The sequence below is a fragment of the Anabaena lutea FACHB-196 genome (genome assembly GCF_014698305.1).
In the GTDB taxonomy this organism is placed as follows: domain Bacteria; phylum Cyanobacteriota; class Cyanobacteriia; order Cyanobacteriales; family Nostocaceae; genus Anabaena; species Anabaena lutea.
Map to the genome: position 1 here is coordinate 74,279 of NZ_JACJST010000014.1, position 26,404 is coordinate 100,682.

The window sequence follows — 26,404 nt, forward strand, 5'->3', positions numbered from 1 at the left end:
ACAACTTTTCTATTGAATAATAGATAAAACCGTAGGAAATTACGGTTCATAATGATAAAGATTCTGTGAATTAGATAGGTAAAAAATAAATAATCATAAAATTAACCCAACTTACCGAGAATTCTCTCAATAGTAAAGGTAATGATCGACATAATATTTAGTATGTTTTGAGGCAGTAAATATAAAAAAAACAGCAAATATGCTGTAAATGTTTTACTAGGTTTTAGTAACAATTCAAACAAATATATTTTTCCAAATCAAGGCGAGGCTAATAGCAGAAACCGCACCGATAAATGTGTTGATGATGTTTACGACTTCATTAGTAAGCCAAGTATATTTAGATTGCAATGTTGCACCAATGACACTTTCTAAGTTTGTAGCAATAAATGCCGCTAAGACACACCAAGCGATTCCTAAGATATCAATTAAATTAACACCCCAAGCCACAAGTGCGATCGCAACTGAGCCGACTACACCCGCTAAAGTTCCTTCTAAGCTTACCGCTCCTTCTGTACCTCTAGCTACAGGTTGCAGCGTCGTAATCAAAAAGGTACTTTTACCATAAGCTTTACCCACTTCACTCGCTGTTGTGTCCGATAGCTTAGTGCTGAAACTCGCTACATAGCCCAAACATAGTAAAAACTTCAAATCAGGTACAAGCAACACTCCCACAGCACACAGCGCCGCAATTAACGCCGAACCCCAAACATTTTCCGGGCCTCTAGCACCAGAACGTTTTTCCGCAATTCCTGCTGCTTCCTTTTGCGCCATACCAATACGCGTCACCCCAGAACCGACAATAAAATAAAACACTACCACTAGATATCCTGTCCAACCTAGCGTTCCCCAAATAATTACACCCAATAACCAAGCATGGAAGATACCCGCCGGAGTGAGCAATTTCTTGGGAATAATCGCCACTATCCCCAACAAAATCGCATTTAAACCTACACCTACTAGCCAGGGATTTAAAGACTCAATTAAAGATAACATTGGTGATAAATTGTGAGTGTTTTTAGGGTTTTTATGGTAACAAGATGATTTTATACTCATTTACCACAGATTTATCGTAATTTTACCTCTCCATTGTTATTTGTCAAATCACTTAATTTACATATAAAATATTTATAATCAGTAATTCTCAAAAGCCATGACCCAAGCCTTAGCCAAAGTTGTTACCTTCGAGGAATTTGTCGATTGGCTACCTGAAAATTCCGGGGTACGTTATGAACTACATAATGGGAATATTGTTGAAATGGCACAACCAGTAGGTGATCATGAAGAAGTTAAAGGGTTTCTGGGTGTGGAAATTCCTTTTGAAATCAAACGTCTTGGATTACCCTATGGTATCCCCAATCAAGTTATAGTTAGACCTGAAGGCAAAGATTCTGGTTATTTTCCAGATGTGTTGGTATTAAACCGGGCAAATTTAGCCAATGAACCATTATGGAAAAAACAATCAACTATCAGTTTAGGTGCATCCATACCTTTGGTAATTGAAATTGTATCAACTAACTGGCGGGATGATTATTATATAAAATATGCTGATTATGAAGAGATGGGAATTTCTGAATATTGGATTGTAGATTATGCGTCCTTGGGTGGACGTAATTTTATTGGTAATCCTAAACAACCGACAATTTGTGTTTGTAATTTGGTTGAAGGAGAATATCAGATTAGTAAGTTTCGAGAAAATGACAGGATTATTTCTCAAACTTTTCCAGAATTGAATTTAACTGCAAATCAGATTTTTCAAGCTGGAATAGTTTAGATTTGCAGTTAATATAAAGTTATTCAGATTCTTTTTTACTTTGCTGTTTTATTGCTTGTTGTACAACTTCAATGTTTAATTCTAGTGCTTCCGCAATTTGTTGTACACTTAAACCCATTTTCAAAAGACGAGGTATTGTTTCTAACTTAGTTTTTAGTTGAGTTTCTTCCTGAACTTCTTGATAAAATCGAGTTTGTCGCCATTCTGTTAATCCAAACATCGCTTCTAACTCCTGACGGCTATAGGTTGAAAACTTATAAATGAGCATCCTTTCTACTAAATTTGGTTAGAAGCAGAGTGTGAACTTCTGTAAGTTTACAATGTCTCACTGCTGAAACTTCTCACTACCTCACTATTGTTAAATTAACTGATTTCTTAGTTCTTGAGGTGAAAGCACTAAAATTGGTCATCCCTCAAATCCACTCGTATCACGAGTAACAATTGCTTCTAAGTTCCAATTAATTGCAGATGCTACTTGCACCGCATCTTCAAAGTCAGCTAATTTTAATTCTATTGCTTGCTCAAGCACTCCGCGATCTACTGCACAAACCTCCATTAATGCCAACAATTTAGTGACTGCTGTAATTGCAACTTCAGCACTTTTAGTCTGTCGCCCAACCAAGTAATGCACATCTGTCACCGTTGTTGCTGACATAAAACCTTCAATTTGTCCTGATTCAACTGCTTCCAGCAAAAATGCAGCCTCCGTTACAAAAGGTTCACGTGCTAACAAGGCATCTAATAAAACATTAGTATCAAATAGAACTTTCATTATAGATATTTTTGCACCAACCTTTCATTTAGCAAAGCTTTCACCTCTTCATCTGTAGGTGGTGGTGTGTCTGTTTTGGCAATACCAATTAAACTTGCGGCTAAACCTTTTGGTTTTGCTGCTGAATATGTTTTTGGTGGGAGCGAGCGAGTTAAGGCATTGATTAATTGTCTACGTTCTTCAACAGATAATTTCAGTGCTTGATCTTGAAGTTCATGTAACGTCATAATAATTATCTCTAAATATATAGCACTATGTCTGCTGCATCCTATGTATTTATTATAGGTAATAAAGTGGGTTTTTTATGAAAATGCGATAGCGAAGCGCACCGTAGGAATCACTTGACAATCAAGACAGTAGCTACAAGATTAGCGATCGCACTATTTTGGCTGCTCACCAGTTGTAAGCTTCGTGAATGTTAATACGCAAATTGATTTCATTAAGAAGGCCACACTTCTAAAATCCCTCTGATTCAAAGGATGTCCTTTCTTCTTAGAACTTTTCTGGGAAAAATGCGATAAGTTACCACGAATTTGCACAATGAGTTCAATTAGCCCATCAACTGTGAAGTCTTTTTTTTCCATTTTCAGAAATTCTTTTAATTCTTCCCAGTTTTCAGAATTCTCATTTTGAAAAATCTGCATCGTCTCTTCAACGGCACTTCTAATATGCTCTGATGACTTAAATAAATTTTCTACTTCCCTATTTTTTGTTTTACCTTGCCCATACAAGTCATCCAGATAAAAGTAAAAGTTGATGAAAGAAGTTGTATATCTTCTAGAGGTAAATTCATTACATCCTTCACGATAAAATGACATTGGCAAAACTAGATTGCGGTGAATGTGGCGGTTTTTTATTAAAGAATATAACATTTCTGGTTCCATTTCTATATAGCATTTATTTTCATAAGAATCTTGCTGAAAGTGATTTAGTGAAAGATCTAAATCATGTTCTTCTTCTGGTGTTTCTGCTACCCAAGCTCTCCTTGGATTTTCCCAATATATTTTCCCGATTCCGAACCAAAAACTACCAAGAGCTTCAATGTGCTGTGCAAGATCAATTAGTAAAAAGTATAAAGATGAATCTCGCAACTCTATCTGAGTGATTTGACTCTCTATATCTGAGCTAATCGCAGGTAAAAAGCCTTGGTAATTATTCACTCTCATAGCAATATTTAATGCTTCTACTACTTTATCTTGATTAAGTATTACGTCGAGGATAAAGTGATCAACCTCTAGTTTATATGGATGATGGTAAATAGAATCAGCTTCAACTTTGACTGTTATCTGGTACAGCATTAGAAATAGTTGGATATTAGCCATTACGGTGATTTTAGCACAGAGTATAAGTAAACTATATAACACTGTCGATCTAACACCCAATTTGGCATAATATTCACATCCTACTTTTATTATCCAACCCACCTCCACTATGAACAAAACCTTATTTCACCTCGCTTTCCCCGTCACCAATATCCCCGAAACCAAAGCCTTTTATGTTGACGGCTTAGGCTGCATACCCGGACGAGAAAACCCCCACGCTTTGATTCTCAACCTTTACGGTCATCAACTAGTAGCACATACAACAAAAGAACCTCTAACACCCCAGAAAAATATTTATCCTCGGCATTTTGGACTAATTTTTACCTATGAACAAGATTGGCAAGAATTACTAGAAAAAGCACAAATCAAACAGCTAAATTTTAGAGAAGAACCGAAAAGCCGCTTTGTTGGTTCTCCCCTCGAACATCACACTTTCTTTTTAGAAGATCCTTTTTATAACTTAATGGAATTTAAGTATTATCGACATTCAGAAGCGATTTTTGAGAATTCTGAACATACCCAGATTGGGGATAGGGTGTAATCGGTTCTACCAAAGCATCTGCTACTATTGCCAAAGTCCGAGAATCTGTCAACATCCAAGGGTGAAGTGCAACTGGTAAAGTAAATTCCTTACCTACAGGCATTTGTGAACTCCGAGGCGGTACAATCATCAAATCATAAGGTGTCCAGATAGATGTAAAATTCAACTGTTGCAACATCTCAACATCAGAATTCAAATCCTGAAGCAAAGGACTGTTGGGACGCATTTGCACACAACCGGGAAGCCAAGAACCATAAGCTAAAACAGTTCCTTGATGAGGTGATGAAATGGTGATAAACCGCTTCACATTATTGATTCCCCCCAATCTTTGAATATAATAACGGCTGACAATTCCACCCATGCTAAATCCCACCACATCTAATGGTTGTTCTGGTTCAAAGGTTGCTGCAACATAATCAGCTACTTGCTGTGCTAATTTATCCAAAACTCCAGCACCATTATTAGGTGATAAATCTAGGGTATGTACAGACCAATCCCGTTGTCTGAGGTAACGCGCCATTTTATTGAAAACTGCGCCGGTGTCATTAAGACCATGTACTAATAAAACGGGATGGCGTTGTAGCTGTTCAGTATTCATGGATGTTCTGATGTCTCAACTCTGTAGAAAATCTAACCGAGTATCATTTTCAGCAGCAACTAGGCTATGACAGTTTTTGTAGCTCACTAGTTATTGTAAATTTTTGTTAAGTGAAGTCTCAGAATCTTGCTCCTAGGGACAGTAAAATTTAATAATTAGTTCGCAGTCTTCAGCGATTGTCAGTAGTTGTCATGAGTAAAAACCCCTAGTGGTTATGAGCAGAAACAACTAGCTCAACAAAATGTAACACTATGCTGTAATAATTAATAATTACGGTGATATTGGAAGATATTAAAAACGGGAGAAATTGTCATGTTTGGGTTTATCAAAAATTTAATCGGTGGAATTCTGGGCTTTATCACTGGACTGTTTCGCAAAAAAGATAACAGTTACTACTTAGAACTAAAAGAAGAAGCAACTGAAACCAAACCAGCACCAGTTAAGCCAGTAGCAGCAACTGTAACAACATCCGCACCAGCAGCGACAGAAAAACCTGCTAAAGAAAAACCTGCTAAAGCAAAATCAGCTAAAGCAACCAAAACAGAACCCGCGAAAGCACCAGCCCCCAAAGCAGAACCTGCTAAACCAGCAGTACCAACTGAAACTACCTTTGCACCTAAGTATCTAGTTCCTTCAGCTTCTAATGTTCGTCGTCGTCCAGGAGCAAATATGAATGTCTTCTTAGATATGGCCAGTCAGGTAAAAACTCCTGGGTAAATTAATCGAGCATTAGAAATCTCCGGAAAAGAATGTAGAGATGTTACATACAACGTCTCTACTTAATTTATTATTTATTGTTTCACCCCATGTTTTAGAAAAATAATTCCACTATATAACTGAAATGCTGAATCCCAATTGCTCTTTTCTCTCTGAAATAGGTCAACGTGAGAGGGAATTTGATTCAGCACATCTGTTTGATCTAAAACTTTTTCCGCAAAAGGCTTAAAATCTGACCAAGCCTTGACTGATGGTATTTGCTGCTCAAGCCAATTTATTAAACCATTCCAATTAATTCTCACTGTATTTTGACTGGGTTGAGGAGTAATTTCTAAACCTTGCTGAAATTCATAACCTTGGTCATAAATTCTTAAAATACTCCGTCTTCCTGGCAAGTGTAAATCACAAAATTGGGCATAATCTTGAGTTTGGATTTTGCGTTCTAGTTGACGACGAGCGTTAACATCTACAACTTGTTCAAAAATTGGCAATAGTCCTACAACCCTGGCTGTAACTTCTGACCAATCAAAGCTGAGAGAACCAATTTGATTTTCTGTATTGCGACAAACGACGGTAGGTTTGGGTTGGGATTCTGAGAAATATTTAACTTGAAATACTTGAATTTGTTGAATTTGTGGGATTCTCAACCAGAAGCAAGGAATTCCAGCTTGTTGTAGTTGTGTTCCATAAAATTCAAGTTCGCCCACTTTTCCGGTGCGGTAGATTCTCCAACTGCGACTTGGTAGTATTAGTCTGGCTGTGTAGGAATCTACCTGCATAATTTGGGCAAATTTTAGGGCGGCTTTAACTTTTAGTTCGTTACTAATTGGTTCTAAAACTAATATTCCTGGTTCGGTGTTAGTGGGTTTTTCTGTAGCTTGAGAAATAGCTCTTTGTTTTTCTTCTTGCTTAATTTCTTCTAATCGCTGTAAACCTTGCCGTGCTTGTGACAAAATTTTGTTATGGGTAGTTAGCCGTAGTAGTTGTCGATAAATTTTTTCGGCTCGGTGACGTTCTCCAGAAACTTCATGTAAGCGTCCTAAATAGAATTGTACCCAAGGATTTTCTGGCGATTCTTTGAGTAAATGTTTAATTAATTTAGCGGCTGTATTATAGTCTTTGCGTTCAAAGGCGGCGATAACTTCTTCCAGCATGACTTTTAATGAACTTGAATGAATGTCTCGCGCGAAGACGCAAAGACGCAAAAGCAGCGTTATTGTTGTGCGTGAGATATATCATTTATACTTCACAAGTAGCAGCAATCAAGGATAATGCAACAACTGGCGCTGTGACTGCGCGGAGAATACGACGGCCTAGAGAAATGGGTTGAAATCCTTGATCTATCGCTAGTTCTAATTCTTTTTCTGTCCATCCTCCCTCTGGACCAATAGCGATAATTATTTCAGAAGAGGTATGAGAAATCACATTTTTGAGATGTGGATAATCTCCACGTGCTTCACAAATATAACGGTGATTTATTTTATATTCATTGATGGCATTGCTAAAAGCTAGAGGTTCTAAAATCGTGGCGACAAAAGCCCGTTCTGATTGTTCAGCGGCTTCTGCGGCAATGCGCCGCCAGCGTTCTAATTTTTGGGGACTGGGATTGAGTAAAGTGCGATCGCTCAAAATCGGTACAATACAAGTTACTCCTAACTCTGTACAACACCTGACAACATCATCAAAGCCATTTCCTTTCGGTAAAGCCAGCATTAAAGTTATCGATACAGGTAACTCTGTTTTCACTTCCAGTAATTCTAAAACCTGTCCTTGTTCTCCTGTTAACTGCGCTAACCACCATTTCCCGATTCCATCCATAGCAATAAATTTATCCCCATCACGCAAGCGCAATACCCGCAATAAATAGTGTTGTTGTTGGGGTGTTAATAAAAGTTGGCTTTCTTGAAGTTGGGAAGGATGAATAGTAATGCGTTGGAGTTGAGACATGATGATTTTAGATTGGGGATTTTAAATTTGGGATTGGATCTAAAATCAATCTTCCGTTGATTAACCTTTCTTAAATCAACACTGCTTAATAAATGGCTTTTCAGCCCAAGATTTAAGACGATAGCCCATACCATGCATGGTTTCAATAAAATCTTCAGGTGCGCCTGCTGCTTTGAGTTTCTGTCGTACACTTCTGAGATGAACTTTTACAGTATGTTCATCAGGAGATGTTTCCGTTCTCCAAATATGTTCAATAATCAGACTGCGACTCAGGACTCGTCTACCATTTCGCAGCAGCAATTCCATTAAACTGTATTCTTTGGGTGTGAAATGGACAGGATTACCATCGTAACTTACCTCATAAGTACTGGGGTTTAGTTGCAGATGTCCCCATTCTAGAATCGGAGGGGAAACTGTGTTCCCTCGGCGCAACAAAGCGCGAATCCGAGCAAATAATTCGCCCAAGTCAACAGGTTTAATGATGTAGTCGTCTGCGCCGGCATCTAAGCCAGTGATTTTGTCGCTGATTGTATCACAGGCGGTGATCATCAGGACAGGCATTTTATAGCCATGCGATCGCAACCGATGGCACAGAGTAATACCATCAATTTCCGGTAACATCAGATCCAACAGCAGCAGGTCATAGTTTAGAGCTTTGGTACAATCCCAACCTGCTTCTCCATCTGTGGCAATATCAACAACATAAAGCTGGTCTGTGAGTGCCTCTGCCAGGGTTTCTGCCAAACGAATATCGTCTTCAACTAAAAGAATTCTCATAGCTAGTAGATGACTAGAGAGCAAATCTTAGTCATACCTTACAGGAAAAGAACAAGGTTTATTAGCGGTTAAATGGGCGTATTTTAGCCATAAAATCGGCAAAACACTGAATTTTTTCCCTGAGAGAAACAAAATACTTCTTCTAAATCTGCAATACTTCTTTACAAATCCAATTGCGAATTGTAACGATTTCGGTTTTTATACTAATCTTTCCGATTTATTTACAATTTTCTTACCTATTTATTTACACCTGACCCATTAACCTTCTAAATCAAGGCGGGTAAAGGTAAATCCTTCCTTACCAAAACCCTGTCAAAACCTAAAAATTTAGGAGAAATTGAAGATGCTTGATGCTTTTTCTAGAGTAGTTGAACAAAGCGATCGCCAAGGTGCATATTTGAGCGATGATCAAATTAACGCTCTCTCTGCAATAGTTGGAGACAGCAACAAACGGTTAGATGTAGTAAATCGTTTAACCAGCAATGCTTCAGCAATTACAGCCAATGCTTATCGGGCATTAGTAGCTGAACAACCCAATGTATTCGGACCTGGCGGTGCTTGTTTCCACCACCGTAACCAAGCAGCTTGTATTCGTGACTTAGGCTTCATTTTGCGTTATGTCACCTACTCTGTATTGACAGGAGATGCCAGCACAATGGATGATCGTTGCTTAAATGGTTTGCGCGAAACCTACCAAGCATTAGGAACACCAGGCAATACCGTAGCTTCCGGCATTGGTAAAATGAAAGATGCAGCGATCGCAATTGCTAACGACAGCAATGGCATTACCCGTGGTGATTGCAGCAACTTAATATCTGAACTAGCTAGTTACTTTGATCGTGCAGCAGCAGCCGTTGCTTAATAACATCAAGTTTTAAATTCATTTTGCTTGAGTCGATACATATTTTAGGGAGAAATTTTAGCCATGAAAACCCCTCTAACCGAGGCAATTGCTGCTGCTGATTCTCGTGGTGCTTACCTAAGCAACACCGAAATGCAAGCTATCTTTGGTCGTTTCAGCCGCGCTCAAGCTGGACTAGAAGCTGCTAAAGCCTTTAACCAAAACGGTCAAAAATGGGCAGAAGCTGCTGCTAATCACGTTTATAAGAAATTCCCCTACACCACTCAAATGCAGGGTCCTCAATACGCTTCCACCCCAGAAGGTAAATCTAAGTGTGTTCGTGACATCAGCCATTATCTCCGCACCATCAGCTATTGCTGTGTGGTTGGTGGCACAGGCCCACTAGATGAGTATGTAGTTGCAGGTGTAAAAGAATTTAATGCTGCTTTGGGTTTATCTCCCAGTTGGTATGTAGCAGCATTGGAATTCGTCCGCGACAACAACGGCCTATCAGGTGATGTAGCTGGAGAAGCCAATATTTACCTCAACTATGCCATCAACGCATTGAGCTAAAAATTATTAACCGATGCAAGGGGAAAGGGGAAAATTGATGATTTGTCCTTTTCCCCTTTTTCTTTTTCCCCTGCCCGAAGTTGTTTAACGGAGTTGAAACCATGACCCTTTCAATGGAAGAGCGGTTAGGCATCAGTGCGGTTGTAGACCAGAAATTGGAACTGCGCCCTAACTGGAGTGAAGACAGATTGCAACAAGTATTTCAAGCCGCTTACGAACACATTTTTGGACGTGAGCGGGTTTATGTTGGCGGAATTTTTGCTAATCAGGAATCCATGCTTCGTAATGGTCAAATTAGTGTGCGCCAATTTGTGCAAACATTAGCAAAATCCGAATTTTACAAAGAGCGATTTTTTTATAACAACTCTCAAATTCGCTTCATTGAACTAAACTACAAACATCTCTTGGGACGCGCTCCCTACGATCAGTCAGAAATCGCTTATCATACCGATATCTATGCTTCTAGTGGCTACGATGCGGAAATAGATTCTTACATTGATAGCCCAGAGTATAATAACGCCTTTGGTGATAACACAGTTCCCTACTTCCGGGGGTTCAAGTCAATTCCTGGCATGAAACAAGTAGGATTCAACCGCTTGTTTACACTGTATCGAGGTAATGGTAATAGCGATAATGCCGGCTCAAAAAGCCCCCGGTTACGGCAACAACTGGCAATGAATCTGCCAAATACTATCATTCCTCCCACCACATCTATCCGATTTGCATCTGCTCTTGGTGTGGGACAATTAAATAGTTCTCCTGCTCGCGGAGATAATCGGATGTATGTCATCGAAGTCATCGCCGGTGGTGTTGGAACAAAAGTGGCAGTCCGTCGCAGCCGACAGTCTTACACCGTGCCGTTTGATCAACTTTCCCAGAAGTATCAGGAAATTCACAAACGGGGCGGCAAAATTATCAGCATAAATCCTGTGTAACTAATTACTAATTCGTAATTCGTAATTCGTAATTCGTCAAATTACCAATGGGATGAACAGGGTAAATTAATCATCTTCAAATTCATCCTGTTCATCCTTTAATCCTGTAAATACTGTATCCCTTACGGGAGGCGTTAGCCAAATCTGACATGGTTGTTACTACTTCTTCTACTGAACCCATTCTCTCACCTGAAACAGCTATAGCTGCTCTAGATGCAGAGGATAATCAAATTAGATATTATGCTGCTTGGTGGTTAGGAAAACATCAAATTCAATCAGCCTGTGCAGCACTTTGTCACCAACTCCAAGATGTCCGCTATCGCACAGTTCAGGGAGGCTATCCCTTACGCCGCCAGGTTGCTCGCGCTTTAGGACAACTCAAAAATATTCAAGCAGTACCCGCATTACTAGATGCACTAAACTGTGATGAAGATGAGCAATTTCGGGAAGTTGTTATTGAGGCTTTAGGAAAAATTGGCGATTCTACTGCTGCTTCTCCCCTATTAAAACTTTTACAATCTGGTAAATCCCAACCCTACGAAGCTCTAATTGAAGCCTTGGGAGAATTGCGGGTAATAGAAGCACGTCCTTTAGTTGAGCCATTTTTACAGCATTCCTCAGAACGAGTCCAATGTGCTGCGGCGCGTTATCTCTATCTCATCACCCAAAAACCGCAATATATAGAACGTATCATTGAAAATCTTAACCATGACAATCCCTATTTGCGCTGGGCTGCTGCCTTTGATTTAGGGGCAATTGGTCACATACAAGCGGCTGAAGCAATCGTACAAGCAAAAGTTGGTAATAGTCTCAAACTGTTAAACCTGAAACGGATTTTAGAAACAGTATTAGAAAGCGATAAATCAGAATTAGAAAAACAACAAGCCACTCAAACCCTATTTAAAATAATTGATGAACTCTTAATGCAGCTTTAATAACATCCACAGACACTCTTGTTTCTCTCTTTCTTTGCGCCTCTGCGCCTCTGCGTGAGAAAAAAATTAGTTAGTTTACCTGAAAATTTTTGTAACTACCAATTATGATAAATGTGCAAACAGACATAACATTAGACCAACTTGTATTCCTAAGTGTGGAATCTTTGATAGAGGCTTATCACATTTGCCCAAATCAGAATATACAGGCACGAATTATCAGCATTCTTGCCGAGCTTGGTGATGATATCGCCTTAGATTTGCTGGTAGATGTTGTGGGAGTAGAAGTTGCTAATCACTGCCAAGGAAATGTGCGTCGAGTGGCAGCTAGGGGCTTAGAACAGATGGTTATTTCCACTACCGACCCAGAAAAAAGACAAAGGGCAATTGATAAGCTTTCTTGGGCATTATTAAACGCTGAAGATTGGGCGCTCCGTTATGCGGCTGCGGTTTCTCTGGGAGGAATTGCTACAGTTGAAATCAATACTATTCTTTACCACGCTATGATGCAAGAATCAGACCAGGTAGTTAAAGAACGGATTCGGATGATTTTGAATGTGTAAACTACGCAATATTAGCCATTAACCTGACGGCGGGTCTATCGGCACGAGTTGGCAAGCGAAAACAACTCATTGGTAATGTTACAATCGCCACAGTATTGCCAAGCATATCGAAAAACTCAACGCTGTAGCCTGTTTCTAGTCCGGGAATATCATGTTGTTCAACTACTGTGCCAATATCTCCAGCATATACATTTTCTTCGGGAAGATCATGCAATAATATTACATCTGAGTAAAGAGTGAAATTCATTAATTTACGAGATTTGCGATCGCACTAAGACGGTAATTTTTCTATTGGATAAGGTAAAGTCTTTGTTAACACGACTGGACGATTAGCACCAGTTGGCAGGAGATAAATTGATATACGAATATCACAATTTTTTGCATCTTCCGGCAAAGAAGGTCTTTGTGCTGTTGCTTGAAGTGAAATTTTACCAGAACCATCAATTATAATTTCGTGTGCTGTACTTTCAATTGTTAAAGAGCCAGGTTTAGTCATTCTTCCAATACTTATACCACCAGCAGGATTTAAACTAATCCAATTAGACTCAAATGTTGGAATTCCAGAAATTTCAAACTCTACCCGACATAGATGAAATGGAATGATCACACGCTCCCTACTTTTAGGAACAATGTACAACTCTGAATTTAACCGTAATTCATCGGGATAAGGATTTCCCAAGACATCTTTTCCAGCAATTGTTGCTGTCAGTTCGATGTGTCCAAGAATTTCAATTTCCGGTAAAAGTTCGAGTGGAGCAAGTAATCGAATAAGATCAGAACGACGTGCGGATCTTATTGACGTATTTTCACGCCAAGGAACTTCAAGTTCAACAGAACCCCCTCCTGGAGAGCCATAAGCTTGATTTTTCACAACAAAAGGAGCGCGATCAGTTTCAAATAGCAAAGCTACAACCGTTTTATTATCAACAGGAATGTTCAATGGAATCATTCTTGGAGCAAGCTCATTAAAAAATGACTCTACAGTAGGATACCAACTGGCGATATCAGCAGCATTAGCTCCAATAACACAATCAACACCTTTTTCTTCATCAACACCTATTAGCCAAAGTATATTCTCTCCTCGTGCAGCATTAGCATGACCCGCAATTCGACGAGCAGCCTTATATTCTTGTATCCATTCTCGCTTTAGCTCAACCAAAAAATCTTCGTTAGGTTGACCACTTTTAACACAATCAATAACTCTCAATGCCCAACTTTCAATTTGTCTCGAATTCATCTCACTCTCCAACAATACTCCATTAACAATTCAAAAAAATCTAATGCAAAATCAACCAATAAATTATAAATTATTTTACCTTATCAATAATATGAAAATAATCCATATTTGAAGACTATATTTCTAAATATTATCATAGAATACTTTTAAAATATCCTCTAACAATTCTCCAGCCGAGTTATCCTAGTTCTAAACCCCTTTCCCATGCTCAATCCATTAGGTGTTGCAATTGGATTATTTATCATCACCCTGTTCACAACTTACTACCTTCTGCAACGACAAATAACTCAACGACAACAAGCAGAAAATATCCTCCGACAGCAAACAGAAAGAGAACGTCTAGTTAGTCAAATAGCTAACCACATTCGCAAATCTCTGAATTTAGACGAAGTGCTAGTCACCACAGTTGCAGAGGTAAAACAGTTTCTCCAAGCTGACAGAGTGCTGATTTATCGGCTTTGGGAAGACGGAACCGGTAGCGCAATTACCGAAACCGTATCACCTGATTATCCTTGTATTTTGGGAGAAACATTTCCACCAGAAGTCTTTCCTAAAGAATATCATCAAGCCTACACTCAAGGAAAAACTAGCACTATTACCGATATTAATAACGGTGATATTGAGCAGTGTTTGGCAGAATTTGTCAAACAGTTTGGTGTCAAAGCTAAATTGGTAGTTCCGATATTGCAGGAAGTTCGGGAAATTCTCCCCCATTCTCAACCTTATCTTTGGGGTTTGTTGATTGCTCACCAATGTAGTCATACCCGTGAATGGCAACCTTGGGAAGTTGAATTGATGGTACAATTAGCCAATCAAGTTGCGATCGCAATTCAACAGTCAGAACTCTACGAACAATTACAAGAACTGAATATTGAACTAGAAAACCGAGTCCAACAACGCACACAAGAACTGGCTAAGACCAATAATTCTTTACGAGCAGAAATTGTTGAACGCAAACGGACTGAAGTTGCTTTAAATCACACCAATCAAACCCTTCAATCTCTGATTGCTGCTTCACCCCGTGCTATTTTTACTTTAGATTTAAACAACAATGTCAAAATCTGGAATCCAGCAGCCGAAAGGATGTTTGGTTGGACTGAAATAGAAGTATTAGATCAGCCTAATCCTATCATGTCTGAAGATTTGGAAGAATATAGAAAAATTAAACAAAATGTAGCTGAAGGTATCACACCGCCTAGCTTGGAAGTAAGTCGATATAAAAAAGACGGTTCATTAATTGATATTGTTTTCTCAGCCGCTCCCCTCCGCAACAGTATGGGAATAATTAGTGGTATAGTGGCAGTTGTCGCAGACATTACTGAACGGAAAAGAATTGGACAGGCTTTGCGACGCAGTGAAGAAAGATTTCGCTCACTAATCGAAAATGCTCTTGATGTGATTACAATTCTAGATACAGATGGAACTATTCATTATATTAGTCCATCGGTAGAAAAAGTTTTAGGTTATCAATCTGCTAATTTGATTAATCAAAATTTTTTTGCATCTATTCATCCTGATGATTTTGTGACAACTTGTTATCACATTACTAATGCAATTAAAAATCCAGATGTTCCCCTACCTGTAGAATTTCGCTACTGTCACCAAGATGGTTCTTGGCGAACTTTAGAAGCCATTAGTCAGAAATTTGTCGATGATTCTGAACTGACGCGCATTGTTGTCAATTCTCGTGATATTACCGAACGCAAACGATTAGAAGAAGTGCGGATAGCATTGGAGCGAGAAAAGGAATTAAGCGCCATGAAAATTCGGTTTTTCTCCATGGCATCCCATGAATTTCGGACACCATTAAGCGTTACTTTAGCTGCTGCCCAATTACTAGAAAATTCTCCCCATGCTTGGCAAGATGACCAAAAAAGAACTCGCAATTTACACCGCATTCAAGATTCTGTAAAAAATATGGTGCAGCTTCTCGATGATATTTTAACTATCAATCGGGCAGAAACTGGTAACTTGGAATTTAACCCCAAATGGCTAGATTTAGAACAATTTTGTCGTCAGTTTGTGGAAGAAATCCGTCTTAGTGATGCCTCTCAACATACACTCACTTTTATTTGTGAAGGCAACTGGGAACAGGCATATTTAGATGAAAAGTTATTGCGCTCAATATTAGGAAATCTGTTATCAAATGCCATTAAATATTCACCAGAAAATACTCAAGTTGATTTTTATCTCATCTTTGAGGAAAGGGAAGTAATAATTAAAATTTGTGATCAAGGAATTGGCATTCCCACAAATGACCAAAATGAATTATTTGAACCATTTCATCGAGGTAAAAATGTCCGTAATATTCCCGGTACAGGATTAGGTTTAGTGGTTGTGAAAAAATGCGTAGATTTACACGGAGGTAGTTTGAAAATTGTCAGTGAGTCCGGTAATGGTACAACTGTTACTGTGATATTGCCTCTGATATAAATAATCTGCGTTCAGAGGGAACTCTTAACGGGCAACTCTTAACAGAAAAAACTCATGTTTAAAAACATGAGATTGAAATAATGACCGGAGGCGGAGCGGCTCCGCACTGTTTTTTTGACTGAGCTTTAAACTCATAACTAAAGTTTCTTATCTATTCCCTATTCCCTATTCCCTGTTCCCTTTTTTTGTAAATATAAGGTGGGCATTGCCCACCCTACTGACTACAGACCTTGGAAATACTTATCTAAAGCCTCATGTACCAAATCAGTCATAGGCCGATCTTGTTTTTCAGCCGTTTCTTTCAGATGTAAATAAACATCATCCCGTAAGCTGACCCGATGACGTGATTTACCGCTACTGGTAGGAGTTCCAGGTGTATAGGTATTTGAAAATTCGCGGATAGCATCAAAACCGATTCTGTCGCAAAAATCACCAAAACCTTCTTTACCTTTCCGTGACTTCTTAAAAAAGACAAAAATCGGCTCTAAGAAGCTTTCTATATCATTGTCGTGCAGCTTTTCAATGATAGGTTGCGCCAAGCGTGTTTGATCTGGTGAACCACCTAACCAAACTTGGTAAGATTCTGGTGCGCTACCCACAAAACCTAATTCTGCCATATAAGGACGAGCGCAACCGTTAGGGCAACCAGTCATCCTGACCACAAAATGGTCTTTTTGTAAACCCAGCTTATCTAATAAAGCGCGGATTCTTTCTAAAATTCCGGGAATTGCTCTTTCTGATTCTGTAATGGCTAAACCGCAGGTAGGTAAGGCCGGACAAGCCATAGCATACCGTGTTAAGGGTTCAATTTTACCAGGGTCAGAGACAACGCCGCGAATGTCTAAAATTTCTTGAATTGCTTCTTTGTTCTCTGGTGCAATGTCGTAAAAAATGACGTTGTGGTTGCCTGTGAGACGAATTGGTAAGTTAAATCTTTCCACAATTTCCCGCAAAGCGGTTTTGAGTTGGAAGGAACCTTCGTCTTTTACCCGACCATTATCGATGGAAATCCCTAAAAATAGCTTACCGTCACCTTGTTCATTCCAACCCAGAAAGTCTTGATATTTGAATTTGGGTAGGGTTTTGAAAGGTTCGACTGCTTTACCAAAGTATTCTTCGACTTGAGTACGGAATTTGTCCACACCCCAGTCATTGATTAAATATTTTAATCTAGCGTGACGACGGTCAGTGCGATCGCCATAATCTCTTTGAGTGGCAACAATGGCTTTGACGATATCATAAACATCATCTTTGGCTACATAGCATATAGGATCGGCTACTCTAGCAAAGGTTTCTTCCTTATTGTGGGTTCTTCCCAAACCACCACCCGCAAAAACATTAAAACCTTGGAGTTCACCTTTTTTATTGGTAATCACTACCAAAGTCAAATCTTGGGAATACAAATCAACGGAATTATCACCTGGAACCGTGACGCAAACTTTAAATTTGCGGGGCATATAGTGAGTACCATAGATTGGTTCCTCATTGTCATGAACAATTGTGCCATTACCATTCCGATGTCTAGCAGCTTTGACATCTGGGTGTTCTTCGGCACTAATGGCCTTTTCCCCATCTAGCCAAATTTCATAATAAGCCCCGGTTTGGGGGGAGAGCAAATCAGCGATATTTTGGGCATATTCCCAAGCATACTGATATTCTGGGCGATTTTTAAATGGGGCTGGGGGAGCCATGACGTTGCGGTTGATGTCACCACAAGCACCCAAGGTTGAACCTAGATTTTTGACAATTGTAGCGATCGCATTCTTGAGATTCTTTTTGAGAATACCATGTAGCTGAAAACCTTGGCGGGTAGTAGCTCTTAACGTATGATTACCATATTCATCCGCCAGCTTATCTAAAGCCAAATAAAGCTCAGGAGGTACATACCCACCCGGATTTTTTGTCCTCAGCATCATTTGGTAATCTTTTTCTTGTCCCTTAGCACGGTTATCACGGTTATCCTGTTGATAAGATCCGTGAAACTTCAGAATTTGTATGGCATCTTCACTAAAATGAGTTGTATCCTGAAGTATCTCAGTGGCTACAGGTTCACGCAAAAAGTTACTATTTTCTTTGATACCTTCTACTTTGGAAGGCTTGCGGTTTGTGAGAGAGGAAGCAGCAGAGTTAACCATTTCAGTAGTTATGTTTGTCAATAATGCATCAGTTTGAGCCGAATTAGCAATTTTACAGTACCTGTTCAGCTATTAAAACACCGAAATTTCGGTCGTAATTATGAAGAATAATTTTATCTTAACACGGTAAAATGCTGGCTTTATCAGTGATTAAACACTGCATAAAACCAGCATTGGCAGTAAATAGGTGCAATTAACCACGACATAGTTTTGTTCTAGCTTGTTGACATATTCATATATCGGTCATTAATGTCAACAGCGGCGATCAAATGGAATTGCACCAGCTTACTGAAATTATTGTATTAGTCTCATCTGCCAATTTTCTTCCTCCGTCAGACAAAGTTAGCAATCCAGGTAACTTTCTACTTAAAGCTATAACCAATACCACCATTGATGCTAACAGCGGAAGCATCACTATTTTGGTAAGCACCCAGTCCAACTTTGGCGTTTGTGTAGATCAGGAAGTTTTTTCCTACTTCTGATTCCACACCAGCACCTACAACGACAGAATCTCTGTTACCCAAAGGTGTAGGTTTGCCATCTTTTTCTACAAAAGAATAACCACCAGTAATAAAGGCATTTGTTTTATTAGCAATAGGAACGTCTACAGAAACTTCGGGGATGATAGCAGTTGTTTCATCGCTCCAGAGGACATTACCACGGGCTGAGAATGGAGTATTGCCCAACTTCACCCGGCCTGTGATATTACCACCCAAGGTAGCAGCATCGCCGCTTTTTCCGCCATTGGTAACACCAGCAGCCACACCCGCACCAACATAACTAGCATCAGTACCCTTTTGTGTTTCGGCAGATGCTTTACCAGCGGTGAAAAATACAGGAGTAATTACTAAGGTAGATAAGGCAGAAATAGCGACTAAAGACTTGAGTAAGCTTTTCATAATTTTCACCAAATTTTAGAAGTTTTACTGTTAAATTACAGGTCGAATATCTGACAAAAATGTTCCAGATAATTTTTATATTTGCTGAAATCCTGGTTGCCATTGATGCAATCTATTGAGGATTAAGTGAGTCAGCAAATTTTTGCCCCCGTAGTTATAATTGCACAGCGATATCCTCTAATTCCAGATTTTAAATTTAAGTTTTGAAAATTTTGATTGAAATTGAATTATGGTAAAGTCTGCAAAAACATAATCGGGTTTGATGGGTGTATGTGTTGGTGATGCCCTGGGTGTGCCTGTAGAGTTCCCCGAAGAGGACGCGAGGATGGGGTGATGGGGTGACGCGGAGATGGGGAGATGGGGGGATCTGACAAGGGTAGGTTTTTAATATTATCTGTTAAGGCAGGACTAGGAAGACAAGGAGGGAAAGTAGACAAGGAAGATTTTCTCCGCACAATGGTCTTTTGACGGACTGTTCTTGTTACCAAGAGAATATGATTTTGTACGGTTTTCCTCCCTTGTCCACTGTCCTTCCTTGTCCACCAAGTCTAGCCCTCACGACAATGTAAAATACCTACCCTTGTGAGGATGGGGGGATGGGGAGATGCGGTGAGAAAGAGAGATTGTCTTCTGACAGTCAACTCTTTCCCCCTATCCCCGTGTCTTCTTTTCCCATATCTCCGCGTCCCCGTGTCTCAGTGTCTCCGTGTCCTCTTGTCCCTGCCCCCTGCACCCTACCCCAGAGAGCGATTTACATCCACCTTAAAGCAGCGACAGAGAGTAAACCTGACCATCAATCAACAGTCGAGTGATGCCTTTGGCTTGTAGATGAGTACTAGCCTTATGTAGCATTCTACTGTCAGGAACTTTAATCACGCGATCGCGCTTGGTAGAAAAGCGCTTGGCTACTCGGTGATTATCAAATACTGGCAGTGTTTTTTGTTGAGTTTCAATGGTGGGAATGGGACCCAGGTCGCCAAAATCCTTAAGTGGTCTGGTAATTAATTCTGCCGAGCGGTCAATTACCAAGTAACAAGTTTTTGGCAAATGCGCCACTGACAATGGTAAAACTTGAACTGGTGCTTCCCCTGGTCGGCGTTTGGCCACTAAGGGTTGTACTTCCTCAAAGTCTTCATCCTCAAAGTCCTCCTCATCGTCGTACAAATCTTCATCTAAATCGTCCAAATCATCAGACTCATCTAGCAAGTCCTCGTCGAAGATATCATCTATGGCGGTTACTACTGGATGTTCATTGTCTAGAACTAGTCGAGTGGGTAGACTGGGAATTTCTAGGGGCTTGGGTTCTGACAACTTGTGTCTGACGATTTCTATTTCCTTGACTACTGGTTTAGGTTTTTCCACCGCTGAGGAGCGTGTTTTTACCCTTCTAATAGCCGGAATTGGTGGAGTTTCCAAATCGGACTGAGATACTTCTTCTATTGCTGGCTGTTGTGGTTCAACCTTGGGAAACTCCAAACTAGGGCTGTGGCTGCTGAATGGTTCTGTTTCTAGCTGTGGTTGACTCAATAGAGGTAACTGCTCATAGCTTACCTGCGCTCTGCCTTCAGGGGTTCTAGCAGCGCGTTTTAAAGAAACGAGGTATTCGTACTCTTCTTCTGGTAAAGTACTCTTGAGCAGTCGGCTAATTGTTGAGTTGCTGACACCATAGCGATCTGCCAGAGTCGAGGTTGTTTGGGCAGTCTCTCTATATAACTTGAGAATTTCTTGTTTGTCGGAATCTGTTAATTTTCTCACGGTAGACACCAAAATTTGTTAAGTTCGTTTGCGTCCACTGGTACGTCGCTTGAGGCTCAATGATGCTTCGTATTCTAAAGCAGCGCCCATACCAAATAAAACTCCACTAAAGACCCAAAATACTTCTAGTATGTCTCCACTTTGGTAATCGGGAAGATAATTAGTGGCGTATTTAAACCACATATCTGCAATGTATAGCGAAAATGCTGCCGCTGCAATCATTCTCCAGGAGAGAGAAACTTTTCCTCCCCAAAAAGCCAGCAGCATAATCGTGGCGATAATTAACAGCAGCAAATCACTAACTACATAAAACCAATTGAGAACAAAGGCTAGTTGCTGAACAATTGCATCTAGTTCTACTGAGGGAGCTTTTGTTTGCTGAGAAATCCACCAGGCGACAAAACTGCCTATCCCTGCAACTGACGCGACAATTAGCCACTGCCATTGTTCTAGATGAATTCGCCGGGAGAACAAAGCTAAAGCCATACCTATGCCCAGAAACAGATAACTCAGTACAAAAAACACATCCCCTAGAGATACTTCCGGGTCTTGTCCTAAGATTACTTCTACATAACCGAAAAATATTCCTCCGATGCAATAAGCAACCATACCTAGCCCAATTAAGAGCCATACCTTGCGACTACTGACAATTTGGCTACTCTGCCAGTTTCTTAAGCATAAAACACCTGCACCCAAGTAAGCGGCAGCTTCAAAAATATTTGTCCCCACTACATACCAATCTTCACGAATTTCTGTGCCATTTTGTCCGGGGATTTTGGCACTAAACAACAAAAAGAATAGCAGCGCTAGTAAAGCCCAGCCCATGCTAATCAAGATGATGTTTTGAGTAGTAAAAATGGACTTAGAACGGTATGAATTGTTGTAAGAGTTACTCATAGGTCTCAACTAGGTAAATGCACTGTAGCAGTATTTTTGGCGCAATTGATTATGTGGTCAGGAGTTGACCTATCAGGCATCACACAATTTAACACCGAAGGCAAGTGCTAATGGACGGTTCGTAATCAAATAATATCCATGCTACTGCCAAAGTTTACTTAGTGGAGATTGACTTAACCAACCGATAAACACCAATTGCTCTTCTTCTGGCATATCCTGTAACCGATCCTTTAATTGACGGGCAAAATTAGTATCACCAAAATATGTTTTTCCTAGTCGATGGAGTTCTTCCAGGAGAATAATCACATGAGTTTCTTGCCAAACAGGCAATTTGGTCATTTGTGAAGGCTCAACATTTAGTAATGATTTGACTGACTCTGAGGAAGATATTTGGGGAAATTGCTTTTGCTGTAATATCCCTGTTATGTCTTTTTCAAATAAACCGGCTTGCCGATTACCTAATAAATCCTCAATGTCTAGATAAACGGCTTGTAGCAATAAAATACTAGCTAAAGTCAAAATTTCCGTGTTGCTATGGCTACCTGTGTCATTATCTAGCTGTTCTAAGCGGATTTTCCCCCAGACACTATAGCGCTCTGGTTCTTCAAGCAACACACAAGCTTTGCCACGATTGTCGGTGAGAGATCTCCATAAAGCTTTAGCTTCGATCTCTTGACTAGCTTTGAAGACACTGATCAGGCGAAAGGTTTGCCCCTGATAATGGAGGATCGGCACCTGCTGATCCCGCGTTGGGTGCTGAATACTTGATATTTCAACATCCTGGCGTTTGAGAATAAACATGGCACTAGCAAATAACTCCTCACAGGGGCTGTTTTGATAAGGGATCTGTCATGGACTTGGGCAAGATTGCCAAAAGTATAATTATTTAGTTTATTTTGGGGGAGAATTAGGCATTTGCCAAACGCTTTACCAGCATACGCCCTATAGGGCATCAGCTTTCATAGGCAAATTCCCCCTTGACATCACAATATATCCGAATATCCCATCTATTTCGTTTTTAGTGTACATCGACTCACTAGTGACTTGGATTTTAGTCTTGATATTCTGAAATTTTCAATTTTATCTTGCTTATGACTAGAAAGAATCGATATAATGGTGTATGATGACTTTTTGAGAAGCCAGACATCAGTCTTGGGCGCGTAGCTCAGTGGATAGAGCAATTGCCTTCTAAGCAATCGGTCGCAGGTTCGAACCCTGCCGCGCTCGTTTTAACTCAATATAAACCCTCAAGGTCATAAGTAATAATATACTGAATTTGCTAATTGAGGGTTATTTTTGATGCATCTCATCACATAAGTGCGGATCTGTCCGGGAATTCTTTTGGTGTATGCTTTAGATATTTTCATCCTAATAAGTATAAAAGCGTATTATTGTATTGAGATATTATCCCTAGTCGTTAACCTGAAAGAAGATACCAATTTACGATATTCTATTAATTCGATTTGAATTACCCGTGAACTTGTGATTAAAAACGATATTTGGATTACTGAAATGGCTCAAAAAGGGCTGATTTCGCCTTTTGAACCAAGCTTAGTCCGAAAAGTGCAAAAAGACACATCTGTAGCAGTTCAACCTGTAATCAGCTATGGTTTATCTTCCTATGGCTATGATATCCGCCTTTCATCAGCTGAGTTTCGGATTTTTCGCCACATTCCCGGAACTGTCGTAGATCCCAAAAACTTTAATCCTCAAAATCTAGAACCAACAGCACTACACACAGATGCCAGTGGTAGCTATTTTATCTTACCTGCTCATTCCTATGGACTGGGAGTTGCTTTAGAAAAACTGGCGGTTCCAGAAAATATCACAGTAATTTGTATTGGTAAATCTACTTATGCTCGTTGCGGTATAATAGCAAATCTAACTCCTGCGGAAGCTGCATGGCGAGGTCATCTCACTTTGGAATTTTCCAATTCTTCCAGTGCTGACTGTCGCATCTACGCTGATGAAGGTGTCGTACAATTACTATTTTTAGAAGGCGAACCCTGCGCTATTAGTTACGAAGCTCGTCAGGGTAAATATCAGGATCAAATGGAAACTGTGACTCTTGCTCGCGTATAGTCCAAGTACTTGTGACAAAGCTGTTTTCTTCATAAAACAACTTGATAATTATGTTTTGAGAATGGCAATAGCTATCGCTTAATTTTTACAAGTGTCCAATTAGATAATCATGTCAGAAGAACCAATCTCAGATCCATTTTTGATTCAACTATTAGAAGGGTATAATTTAACAGAGGTGGCTGAGATTGAAAAATATATGACCGAGTGGGATGCTGCTACTTATAGCAGTGTTGCTCAGAGTATATTAGACCATGCAGCTAGAAAAGATATTGACCCTTTAAAGTATTTACGCAAAGCTCATAACTTTAATAAAAAAGGAGCTATCAGAGTTCCAAAAACTGGATATCGTGGAGATAGTTCAGCAGTATATCGGAAAGGTAATGAATATCTGATTGTCAGACCAGACAAATATGGTAGCGAAAAGATAGTTACTTATGGAGTTAACGATGACTGAAGCAATTTTAAATGAGCAGGAATTGATTAAGAGAAATATTGCTCAATTATTGTCACAGTTGACAAATATCTATCAAAACACCCGCAGCGAGAGAAAAGAAATTGCTACTCAGTTTCCACCAGAAAATGAAGAGTTTTCACTGCTAGAAGAAATTGAACTTTTAACGGTAAATTTAAGAGGTTATGCCAGTCAAATTGCAGCTACAGGTGACATAGTTAACAAGGAGCAGGTAATTTCTCAATTACAAGCAATGCGAGTTTTTAGTATTACCCAAATTGGGAAATTTTACTTTAACAATAATGGTAAGTATGAACAGATGAAGGATTATATTAGAACTTTGGATTACTTGAGATTGTTATTGTTAGAATATTTGCAGTCTGTTTAAAAGCTAAAGATCAAATTCTATAACTATTATCAATTCAATCGCTATAGTATTTTTGATTGCAACCGGACAAATTTAGACATTTGATAAGTATAAAGTTGTCTTAATTGTCAAAGGTTTATCTTGCTCATAAATCAATTCTTGCTTGCTTGACAGTGCCATTTCAGCTTTTTGCAACTCCCCACCCAAATAAATCGCGTGTTCAACTTGCAAACCTGGACAATCTGCTACTATTTGTAGAGAAAGTTGACTTGCTGATTTACCTGAATAACAATTAACTACTTCTCCAGAACCAGGAGTTGTATGTTCCACAATAATAATGCCATCCTGGATATAAATAACAAAACTACCCGCAGGATCAGCGTAATCTCGTTGTTGACAAATTTTGGCGTATTGGGATGTAATTACATTTTCAGTATTTTCAAAACAGTCATCATAAATATGGGCGCTTTGACTAATGGTAATTAATGAACCCATTTTTAAAGCATGATTAGATTTTTGAGTAATAGAATTATAAATATATTTTTGTAACTCCCGTAATCCCATAGCATTTGCAGGCCACGCGGAGAACATATCATTACTGCGGAAAGTTGCTGTTAAAGATAGTTCATTATCAACTATTCTTACCCAAATATGATTTAGGCAAGGTGGACTATCATTAGCATCATGACTAGCATCCCATAAAGACATTACTGCTCTTGCGGAATCAATATCAGCTACTAGTTTATCAATTACTTGTTGAATTTGATCGCGTCCGAACCAAGAACGTAAACGTTGCCCATAAGTATATTTCACGCCTTCTCGATTCGGTGCATCATCTAAAATTTGCGAAATATATTCTGATAAAAAACTTCTATCAATTGGTAAATAATTGGGTTCAGGAAAATAAAAATCATCAGGTTCATTGGTGACAACTGCCATTAAATCTATTAATTCTTGCCATTTGCCATCATAACCAGTTGGTCTAATTGTTCCAGTTGTCTTAATGCGATGAATGATTTTTACCCAAGTTTCGGCTATGGTTTTACCTTCAATTCTATGTCCATAGCGTGTTCCTGGTAAAACTGTGGGTTCAACGGTAGCCATAGGAAATTCTAAAGGAACTCCCCAAGGATCAATTATTTCTTTTTGGGCGTAATGCTTAATTTGTGCAACTGCTTCAGTAATTGATTTGGCTTCTTGAACTTCTATAGAAAGTCTGAGTTTTTCTAAAGCATTTATATCAATATCAATATCAATATAACCAGGAATCGGAGAAAGAATTATCCAAGATTTACGCCCTGTATCGCTAATGCTTTCTTCAACACCATTATGAAAAAAGTCGAGCAAGCATTGACAAGCACCTGCATTTTTATCTTCTTTGGTAGCGTTGAGAATTACTAAATGACGAACATGGGGATTTAATAACAAATTGCGTATTAGTAAATTTATACCCCTAGTGGGTGAATATAACTGACCAATTACAGCGTACTCTGATGGTTGTAGGTGTTTTGCGATCGCTTGCTTCACCGTCCATCCTGTAATCACTGCCGTTTGCCCATAACCGTAAATCAACTGGTTGGGCTTGTGCTGTGCCGCGTAACGAAATTCAGTTGCGTGACTCGTTCCTGTCATGGTTTGTTAAAAGTCAAATTTTAATAATTTAGCATCAATACTAGGATCACAAATTTTTATTCAACACCTCAGCGTACCTCCGCGCTTCCCTCCGCGTACCTTGGCGTTAAAAAAATCACCCTCTTTCCAAAATTATCCAGTTCAATTACCCTAATCATGGCGCGATCGCGTTACGATCTTCTCACAATCTTTTTGGAAAAGTTCTATTTTCACATTTTCCAGCTAAA

Annotated in this window: 29 protein-coding genes and 1 tRNA gene; 13 read left to right on the forward strand and 17 right to left on the reverse strand. The window is 39.4% G+C overall.

What is annotated here, in order from left to right; translation table 11 throughout:
• Window positions 1–234: 234 nt before the first annotated feature.
• Window positions 235–993: a TIGR00297 family protein gene (locus tag H6G59_RS15950; RefSeq protein ID WP_190716052.1), complete on the reverse strand. Its 759-nt coding sequence runs from the start codon at window positions 991–993 to the stop codon at window positions 235–237.
• 157 nt (window positions 994–1,150) lie between these two features.
• Here H6G59_RS15950 and H6G59_RS15955 point away from each other — a divergent pair, with 157 nt between their 5' ends.
• Entirely contained in the window at window positions 1,151–1,771 is a 621-nt protein-coding gene (locus H6G59_RS15955; protein ID WP_190716054.1) for a Uma2 family endonuclease, read from the forward strand.
• Window positions 1,772–1,790: 19 nt separating this feature from the next.
• On the opposite strand, the gene H6G59_RS15960 is transcribed toward H6G59_RS15955, so the two are convergent.
• The 4 genes from H6G59_RS15960 to H6G59_RS15975 all read right to left on the reverse strand — a co-directional run bounded on the left by H6G59_RS15960 (window position 1,791) and on the right by H6G59_RS15975 (window position 3,865).
• On the reverse strand, window positions 1,791–2,039 hold the full coding sequence (locus H6G59_RS15960) for a hypothetical protein (protein ID WP_242038891.1): 249 nt from the start codon (window positions 2,037–2,039) through the stop codon (window positions 1,791–1,793).
• A 138-nt stretch (window positions 2,040–2,177) separates the two neighbouring features.
• Window positions 2,178–2,543: a PIN domain-containing protein gene (locus H6G59_RS15965; RefSeq protein WP_190716056.1), complete on the reverse strand. Its 366-nt coding sequence runs from the start codon at window positions 2,541–2,543 to the stop codon at window positions 2,178–2,180.
• Entirely contained in the window at window positions 2,543–2,770 is a 228-nt protein-coding gene (locus H6G59_RS15970; protein WP_190716058.1) for a hypothetical protein, read from the reverse strand. Before H6G59_RS15970 ends, H6G59_RS15965 begins: the two co-directional genes overlap by 1 nt.
• 153 nt (window positions 2,771–2,923) lie before the next feature.
• Complete coding sequence (locus H6G59_RS15975; protein ID WP_190716060.1) at window positions 2,924–3,865, reverse strand: hypothetical protein; 942 nt, start codon at window positions 3,863–3,865, stop codon at window positions 2,924–2,926.
• A gap of 109 nt (window positions 3,866–3,974) precedes the next feature.
• On the opposite strand from H6G59_RS15975, the gene H6G59_RS15980 reads away from it, so the two are divergent.
• Window positions 3,975–4,406, forward strand: a complete 432-nt coding sequence (locus H6G59_RS15980; protein WP_190716062.1) for a VOC family protein — start codon at window positions 3,975–3,977, stop codon at window positions 4,404–4,406.
• Here H6G59_RS15980 and H6G59_RS15985 read toward each other — a convergent pair.
• Window positions 4,336–5,004 (reverse strand): esterase/lipase family protein, encoded by a 669-nt coding sequence (locus H6G59_RS15985; RefSeq protein ID WP_190716064.1) that lies wholly within the window; start codon window positions 5,002–5,004, stop codon window positions 4,336–4,338. The genes H6G59_RS15980 and H6G59_RS15985 overlap by 71 nt on opposite strands.
• A 312-nt stretch (window positions 5,005–5,316) precedes the next feature.
• Here H6G59_RS15985 and H6G59_RS15990 point away from each other — a divergent pair, with 312 nt between their 5' ends.
• The gene (locus tag H6G59_RS15990; RefSeq protein WP_190716066.1) at window positions 5,317–5,721 is read left to right on the forward strand and encodes a hypothetical protein; all 405 of its coding nucleotides are present in this window, start codon (window positions 5,317–5,319) and stop codon (window positions 5,719–5,721) included.
• A 74-nt stretch (window positions 5,722–5,795) separates the two neighbouring features.
• Here H6G59_RS15990 and H6G59_RS15995 read toward each other — a convergent pair whose 3' ends face one another.
• From H6G59_RS15995 to H6G59_RS16005, 3 genes are all read right to left on the reverse strand, one after another.
• Entirely contained in the window at window positions 5,796–6,875 is a 1,080-nt protein-coding gene (locus tag H6G59_RS15995) for a tetratricopeptide repeat protein (protein ID WP_190716068.1), read from the reverse strand.
• Window positions 6,876–6,960: 85 nt separating this feature from the next.
• Entirely contained in the window at window positions 6,961–7,668 is a 708-nt protein-coding gene (locus H6G59_RS16000; protein WP_190716070.1) for a 16S rRNA (uracil(1498)-N(3))-methyltransferase, read from the reverse strand.
• 75 nt (window positions 7,669–7,743) lie between these two features.
• Window positions 7,744–8,445: a response regulator transcription factor gene (locus tag H6G59_RS16005; protein WP_190716072.1), complete on the reverse strand. Its 702-nt coding sequence runs from the start codon at window positions 8,443–8,445 to the stop codon at window positions 7,744–7,746.
• Window positions 8,446–8,788: 343 nt separating this feature from the next.
• On the opposite strand from H6G59_RS16005, the gene H6G59_RS16010 reads away from it, so the two are divergent.
• The 5 genes from H6G59_RS16010 to H6G59_RS16030 all read left to right on the forward strand — a co-directional run bounded on the left by H6G59_RS16010 (window position 8,789) and on the right by H6G59_RS16030 (window position 12,289).
• On the forward strand, window positions 8,789–9,307 hold the full coding sequence (locus H6G59_RS16010) for a globin family protein (protein WP_190716074.1): 519 nt from the start codon (window positions 8,789–8,791) through the stop codon (window positions 9,305–9,307).
• 63 nt (window positions 9,308–9,370) lie between these two features.
• Window positions 9,371–9,859, forward strand: a complete 489-nt coding sequence (locus H6G59_RS16015) for a globin family protein (RefSeq protein ID WP_127055779.1) — start codon at window positions 9,371–9,373, stop codon at window positions 9,857–9,859.
• Between the two features lie 101 nt (window positions 9,860–9,960).
• Entirely contained in the window at window positions 9,961–10,794 is an 834-nt protein-coding gene (locus H6G59_RS16020) for a phycobilisome linker polypeptide (protein WP_190716076.1), read from the forward strand.
• Window positions 10,795–10,943: 149 nt separating this feature from the next.
• Window positions 10,944–11,729, forward strand: a complete 786-nt coding sequence (locus H6G59_RS16025) for a HEAT repeat domain-containing protein (protein ID WP_190716078.1) — start codon at window positions 10,944–10,946, stop codon at window positions 11,727–11,729.
• Between the two features lie 104 nt (window positions 11,730–11,833).
• On the forward strand, window positions 11,834–12,289 hold the full coding sequence (locus H6G59_RS16030; protein ID WP_190716080.1) for a HEAT repeat domain-containing protein: 456 nt from the start codon (window positions 11,834–11,836) through the stop codon (window positions 12,287–12,289).
• Window position 12,290: 1 nt separating this feature from the next.
• Here H6G59_RS16030 and H6G59_RS16035 read toward each other — a convergent pair whose 3' ends face one another.
• Together H6G59_RS16035 and H6G59_RS16040 are read right to left on the reverse strand one after the other, a co-directional pair.
• Window positions 12,291–12,536, reverse strand: a complete 246-nt coding sequence (locus H6G59_RS16035; RefSeq protein ID WP_190716082.1) for a DUF4926 domain-containing protein — start codon at window positions 12,534–12,536, stop codon at window positions 12,291–12,293.
• Window positions 12,537–12,560: 24 nt separating this feature from the next.
• Window positions 12,561–13,526, reverse strand: coding sequence for a hypothetical protein (locus tag H6G59_RS16040; RefSeq protein ID WP_190716084.1), 966 nt, complete (start codon window positions 13,524–13,526; stop codon window positions 12,561–12,563).
• A 204-nt stretch (window positions 13,527–13,730) separates the two neighbouring features.
• Between H6G59_RS16040 and H6G59_RS16045 the strand changes: the two genes are divergently transcribed.
• Window positions 13,731–15,959, forward strand: a complete 2,229-nt coding sequence (locus H6G59_RS16045; protein ID WP_190716086.1) for a sensor histidine kinase — start codon at window positions 13,731–13,733, stop codon at window positions 15,957–15,959.
• A 221-nt stretch (window positions 15,960–16,180) separates the two neighbouring features.
• Here the strand turns inward: H6G59_RS16045 and sir are convergent, their stop codons facing one another.
• The 5 genes from sir to H6G59_RS16070 form a co-directional block, all read right to left on the reverse strand.
• Window positions 16,181–18,094 (reverse strand): sulfite reductase, ferredoxin dependent, encoded by a 1,914-nt coding sequence (gene sir / locus H6G59_RS16050; protein ID WP_190716088.1) that lies wholly within the window; start codon window positions 18,092–18,094, stop codon window positions 16,181–16,183.
• Between the two features lie 362 nt (window positions 18,095–18,456).
• Window positions 18,457–18,993: a porin family protein gene (locus H6G59_RS16055; RefSeq protein WP_190716090.1), complete on the reverse strand. Its 537-nt coding sequence runs from the start codon at window positions 18,991–18,993 to the stop codon at window positions 18,457–18,459.
• A gap of 762 nt (window positions 18,994–19,755) precedes the next feature.
• Window positions 19,756–20,748, reverse strand: coding sequence for a transposase (locus H6G59_RS16060; RefSeq protein ID WP_190716091.1), 993 nt, complete (start codon window positions 20,746–20,748; stop codon window positions 19,756–19,758).
• An 18-nt stretch (window positions 20,749–20,766) separates the two neighbouring features.
• Complete coding sequence (locus H6G59_RS16065) at window positions 20,767–21,645, reverse strand: hypothetical protein (protein ID WP_190716093.1); 879 nt, start codon at window positions 21,643–21,645, stop codon at window positions 20,767–20,769.
• A 141-nt stretch (window positions 21,646–21,786) separates the two neighbouring features.
• The gene (locus H6G59_RS16070; RefSeq protein WP_190716095.1) at window positions 21,787–22,446 is read right to left on the reverse strand and encodes an Npun_F0813 family protein; all 660 of its coding nucleotides are present in this window, start codon (window positions 22,444–22,446) and stop codon (window positions 21,787–21,789) included.
• A gap of 353 nt (window positions 22,447–22,799) precedes the next feature.
• Between H6G59_RS16070 and H6G59_RS16075 the strand changes: the two genes are divergently transcribed.
• The 4 genes from H6G59_RS16075 (at window position 22,800) to H6G59_RS16090 (ending at window position 24,566) form a co-directional block, all read left to right on the forward strand.
• Window positions 22,800–22,872: transfer RNA gene (locus H6G59_RS16075), tRNA-Arg, on the forward strand.
• Between the two features lie 285 nt (window positions 22,873–23,157).
• Window positions 23,158–23,727 carry a dCTP deaminase gene (gene dcd / locus H6G59_RS16080; protein ID WP_199332057.1) on the forward strand — a complete coding sequence of 190 codons (570 nt, stop codon included), beginning with the start codon at window positions 23,158–23,160 and terminating at the stop codon, window positions 23,725–23,727.
• 109 nt (window positions 23,728–23,836) lie between these two features.
• Entirely contained in the window at window positions 23,837–24,181 is a 345-nt protein-coding gene (locus H6G59_RS16085) for a hypothetical protein (protein WP_199332053.1), read from the forward strand.
• Window positions 24,174–24,566 (forward strand): hypothetical protein, encoded by a 393-nt coding sequence (locus H6G59_RS16090; protein WP_190716099.1) that lies wholly within the window; start codon window positions 24,174–24,176, stop codon window positions 24,564–24,566. Before H6G59_RS16085 ends, H6G59_RS16090 begins: the two co-directional genes overlap by 8 nt.
• Before the next feature lie 72 nt (window positions 24,567–24,638).
• Here the strand turns inward: H6G59_RS16090 and H6G59_RS16095 are convergent, their stop codons facing one another.
• Window positions 24,639–26,177 carry a thymidylate synthase gene (locus H6G59_RS16095; protein WP_190716101.1) on the reverse strand — a complete coding sequence of 513 codons (1,539 nt, stop codon included), beginning with the start codon at window positions 26,175–26,177 and terminating at the stop codon, window positions 24,639–24,641.
• Window positions 26,178–26,404 lie beyond the last annotated feature (227 nt).

Bases quoted from the DNA above. Each gene is read 5' to 3' on its own strand.
- H6G59_RS15950 (WP_190716052.1), bottom strand. From the start codon at position 993: ATGTTATCTTTAATTGAGTCTTTAAATCCCTGGCTAGTAGGTGTAGGT.
- H6G59_RS15955 (WP_190716054.1), top strand. From the start codon at position 1,151: ATGACCCAAGCCTTAGCCAAAGTTGTTACCTTCGAGGAATTTGTCGAT.
- H6G59_RS15960 (WP_242038891.1), bottom strand. From the start codon at position 2,039: ATGCTCATTTATAAGTTTTCAACCTATAGCCGTCAGGAGTTAGAAGCG.
- H6G59_RS15965 (WP_190716056.1), bottom strand. From the start codon at position 2,543: ATGAAAGTTCTATTTGATACTAATGTTTTATTAGATGCCTTGTTAGCA.
- H6G59_RS15970 (WP_190716058.1), bottom strand. From the start codon at position 2,770: ATGACGTTACATGAACTTCAAGATCAAGCACTGAAATTATCTGTTGAA.
- H6G59_RS15975 (WP_190716060.1), bottom strand. From the start codon at position 3,865: ATGGCTAATATCCAACTATTTCTAATGCTGTACCAGATAACAGTCAAA.
- H6G59_RS15980 (WP_190716062.1), top strand. From the start codon at position 3,975: ATGAACAAAACCTTATTTCACCTCGCTTTCCCCGTCACCAATATCCCC.
- H6G59_RS15985 (WP_190716064.1), bottom strand. From the start codon at position 5,004: ATGAATACTGAACAGCTACAACGCCATCCCGTTTTATTAGTACATGGT.
- H6G59_RS15990 (WP_190716066.1), top strand. From the start codon at position 5,317: ATGTTTGGGTTTATCAAAAATTTAATCGGTGGAATTCTGGGCTTTATC.
- H6G59_RS15995 (WP_190716068.1), bottom strand. From the start codon at position 6,875: ATGCTGGAAGAAGTTATCGCCGCCTTTGAACGCAAAGACTATAATACA.
- H6G59_RS16000 (WP_190716070.1), bottom strand. From the start codon at position 7,668: ATGTCTCAACTCCAACGCATTACTATTCATCCTTCCCAACTTCAAGAA.
- H6G59_RS16005 (WP_190716072.1), bottom strand. From the start codon at position 8,445: ATGAGAATTCTTTTAGTTGAAGACGATATTCGTTTGGCAGAAACCCTG.
- H6G59_RS16010 (WP_190716074.1), top strand. From the start codon at position 8,789: ATGCTTGATGCTTTTTCTAGAGTAGTTGAACAAAGCGATCGCCAAGGT.
- H6G59_RS16015 (WP_127055779.1), top strand. From the start codon at position 9,371: ATGAAAACCCCTCTAACCGAGGCAATTGCTGCTGCTGATTCTCGTGGT.
- H6G59_RS16020 (WP_190716076.1), top strand. From the start codon at position 9,961: ATGACCCTTTCAATGGAAGAGCGGTTAGGCATCAGTGCGGTTGTAGAC.
- H6G59_RS16025 (WP_190716078.1), top strand. From the start codon at position 10,944: ATGGTTGTTACTACTTCTTCTACTGAACCCATTCTCTCACCTGAAACA.
- H6G59_RS16030 (WP_190716080.1), top strand. From the start codon at position 11,834: ATGATAAATGTGCAAACAGACATAACATTAGACCAACTTGTATTCCTA.
- H6G59_RS16035 (WP_190716082.1), bottom strand. From the start codon at position 12,536: ATGAATTTCACTCTTTACTCAGATGTAATATTATTGCATGATCTTCCC.
- H6G59_RS16040 (WP_190716084.1), bottom strand. From the start codon at position 13,526: ATGAATTCGAGACAAATTGAAAGTTGGGCATTGAGAGTTATTGATTGT.
- H6G59_RS16045 (WP_190716086.1), top strand. From the start codon at position 13,731: ATGCTCAATCCATTAGGTGTTGCAATTGGATTATTTATCATCACCCTG.
- sir (WP_190716088.1), bottom strand. From the start codon at position 18,094: ATGGTTAACTCTGCTGCTTCCTCTCTCACAAACCGCAAGCCTTCCAAA.
- H6G59_RS16055 (WP_190716090.1), bottom strand. From the start codon at position 18,993: ATGAAAAGCTTACTCAAGTCTTTAGTCGCTATTTCTGCCTTATCTACC.
- H6G59_RS16065 (WP_190716093.1), bottom strand. From the start codon at position 21,645: ATGAGTAACTCTTACAACAATTCATACCGTTCTAAGTCCATTTTTACT.
- H6G59_RS16070 (WP_190716095.1), bottom strand. From the start codon at position 22,446: ATGTTTATTCTCAAACGCCAGGATGTTGAAATATCAAGTATTCAGCAC.
- dcd (WP_199332057.1), top strand. From the start codon at position 23,158: ATGGCTCAAAAAGGGCTGATTTCGCCTTTTGAACCAAGCTTAGTCCGA.
- H6G59_RS16085 (WP_199332053.1), top strand. From the start codon at position 23,837: ATGTCAGAAGAACCAATCTCAGATCCATTTTTGATTCAACTATTAGAA.
- H6G59_RS16090 (WP_190716099.1), top strand. From the start codon at position 24,174: ATGACTGAAGCAATTTTAAATGAGCAGGAATTGATTAAGAGAAATATT.
- H6G59_RS16095 (WP_190716101.1), bottom strand. From the start codon at position 26,177: ATGACAGGAACGAGTCACGCAACTGAATTTCGTTACGCGGCACAGCAC.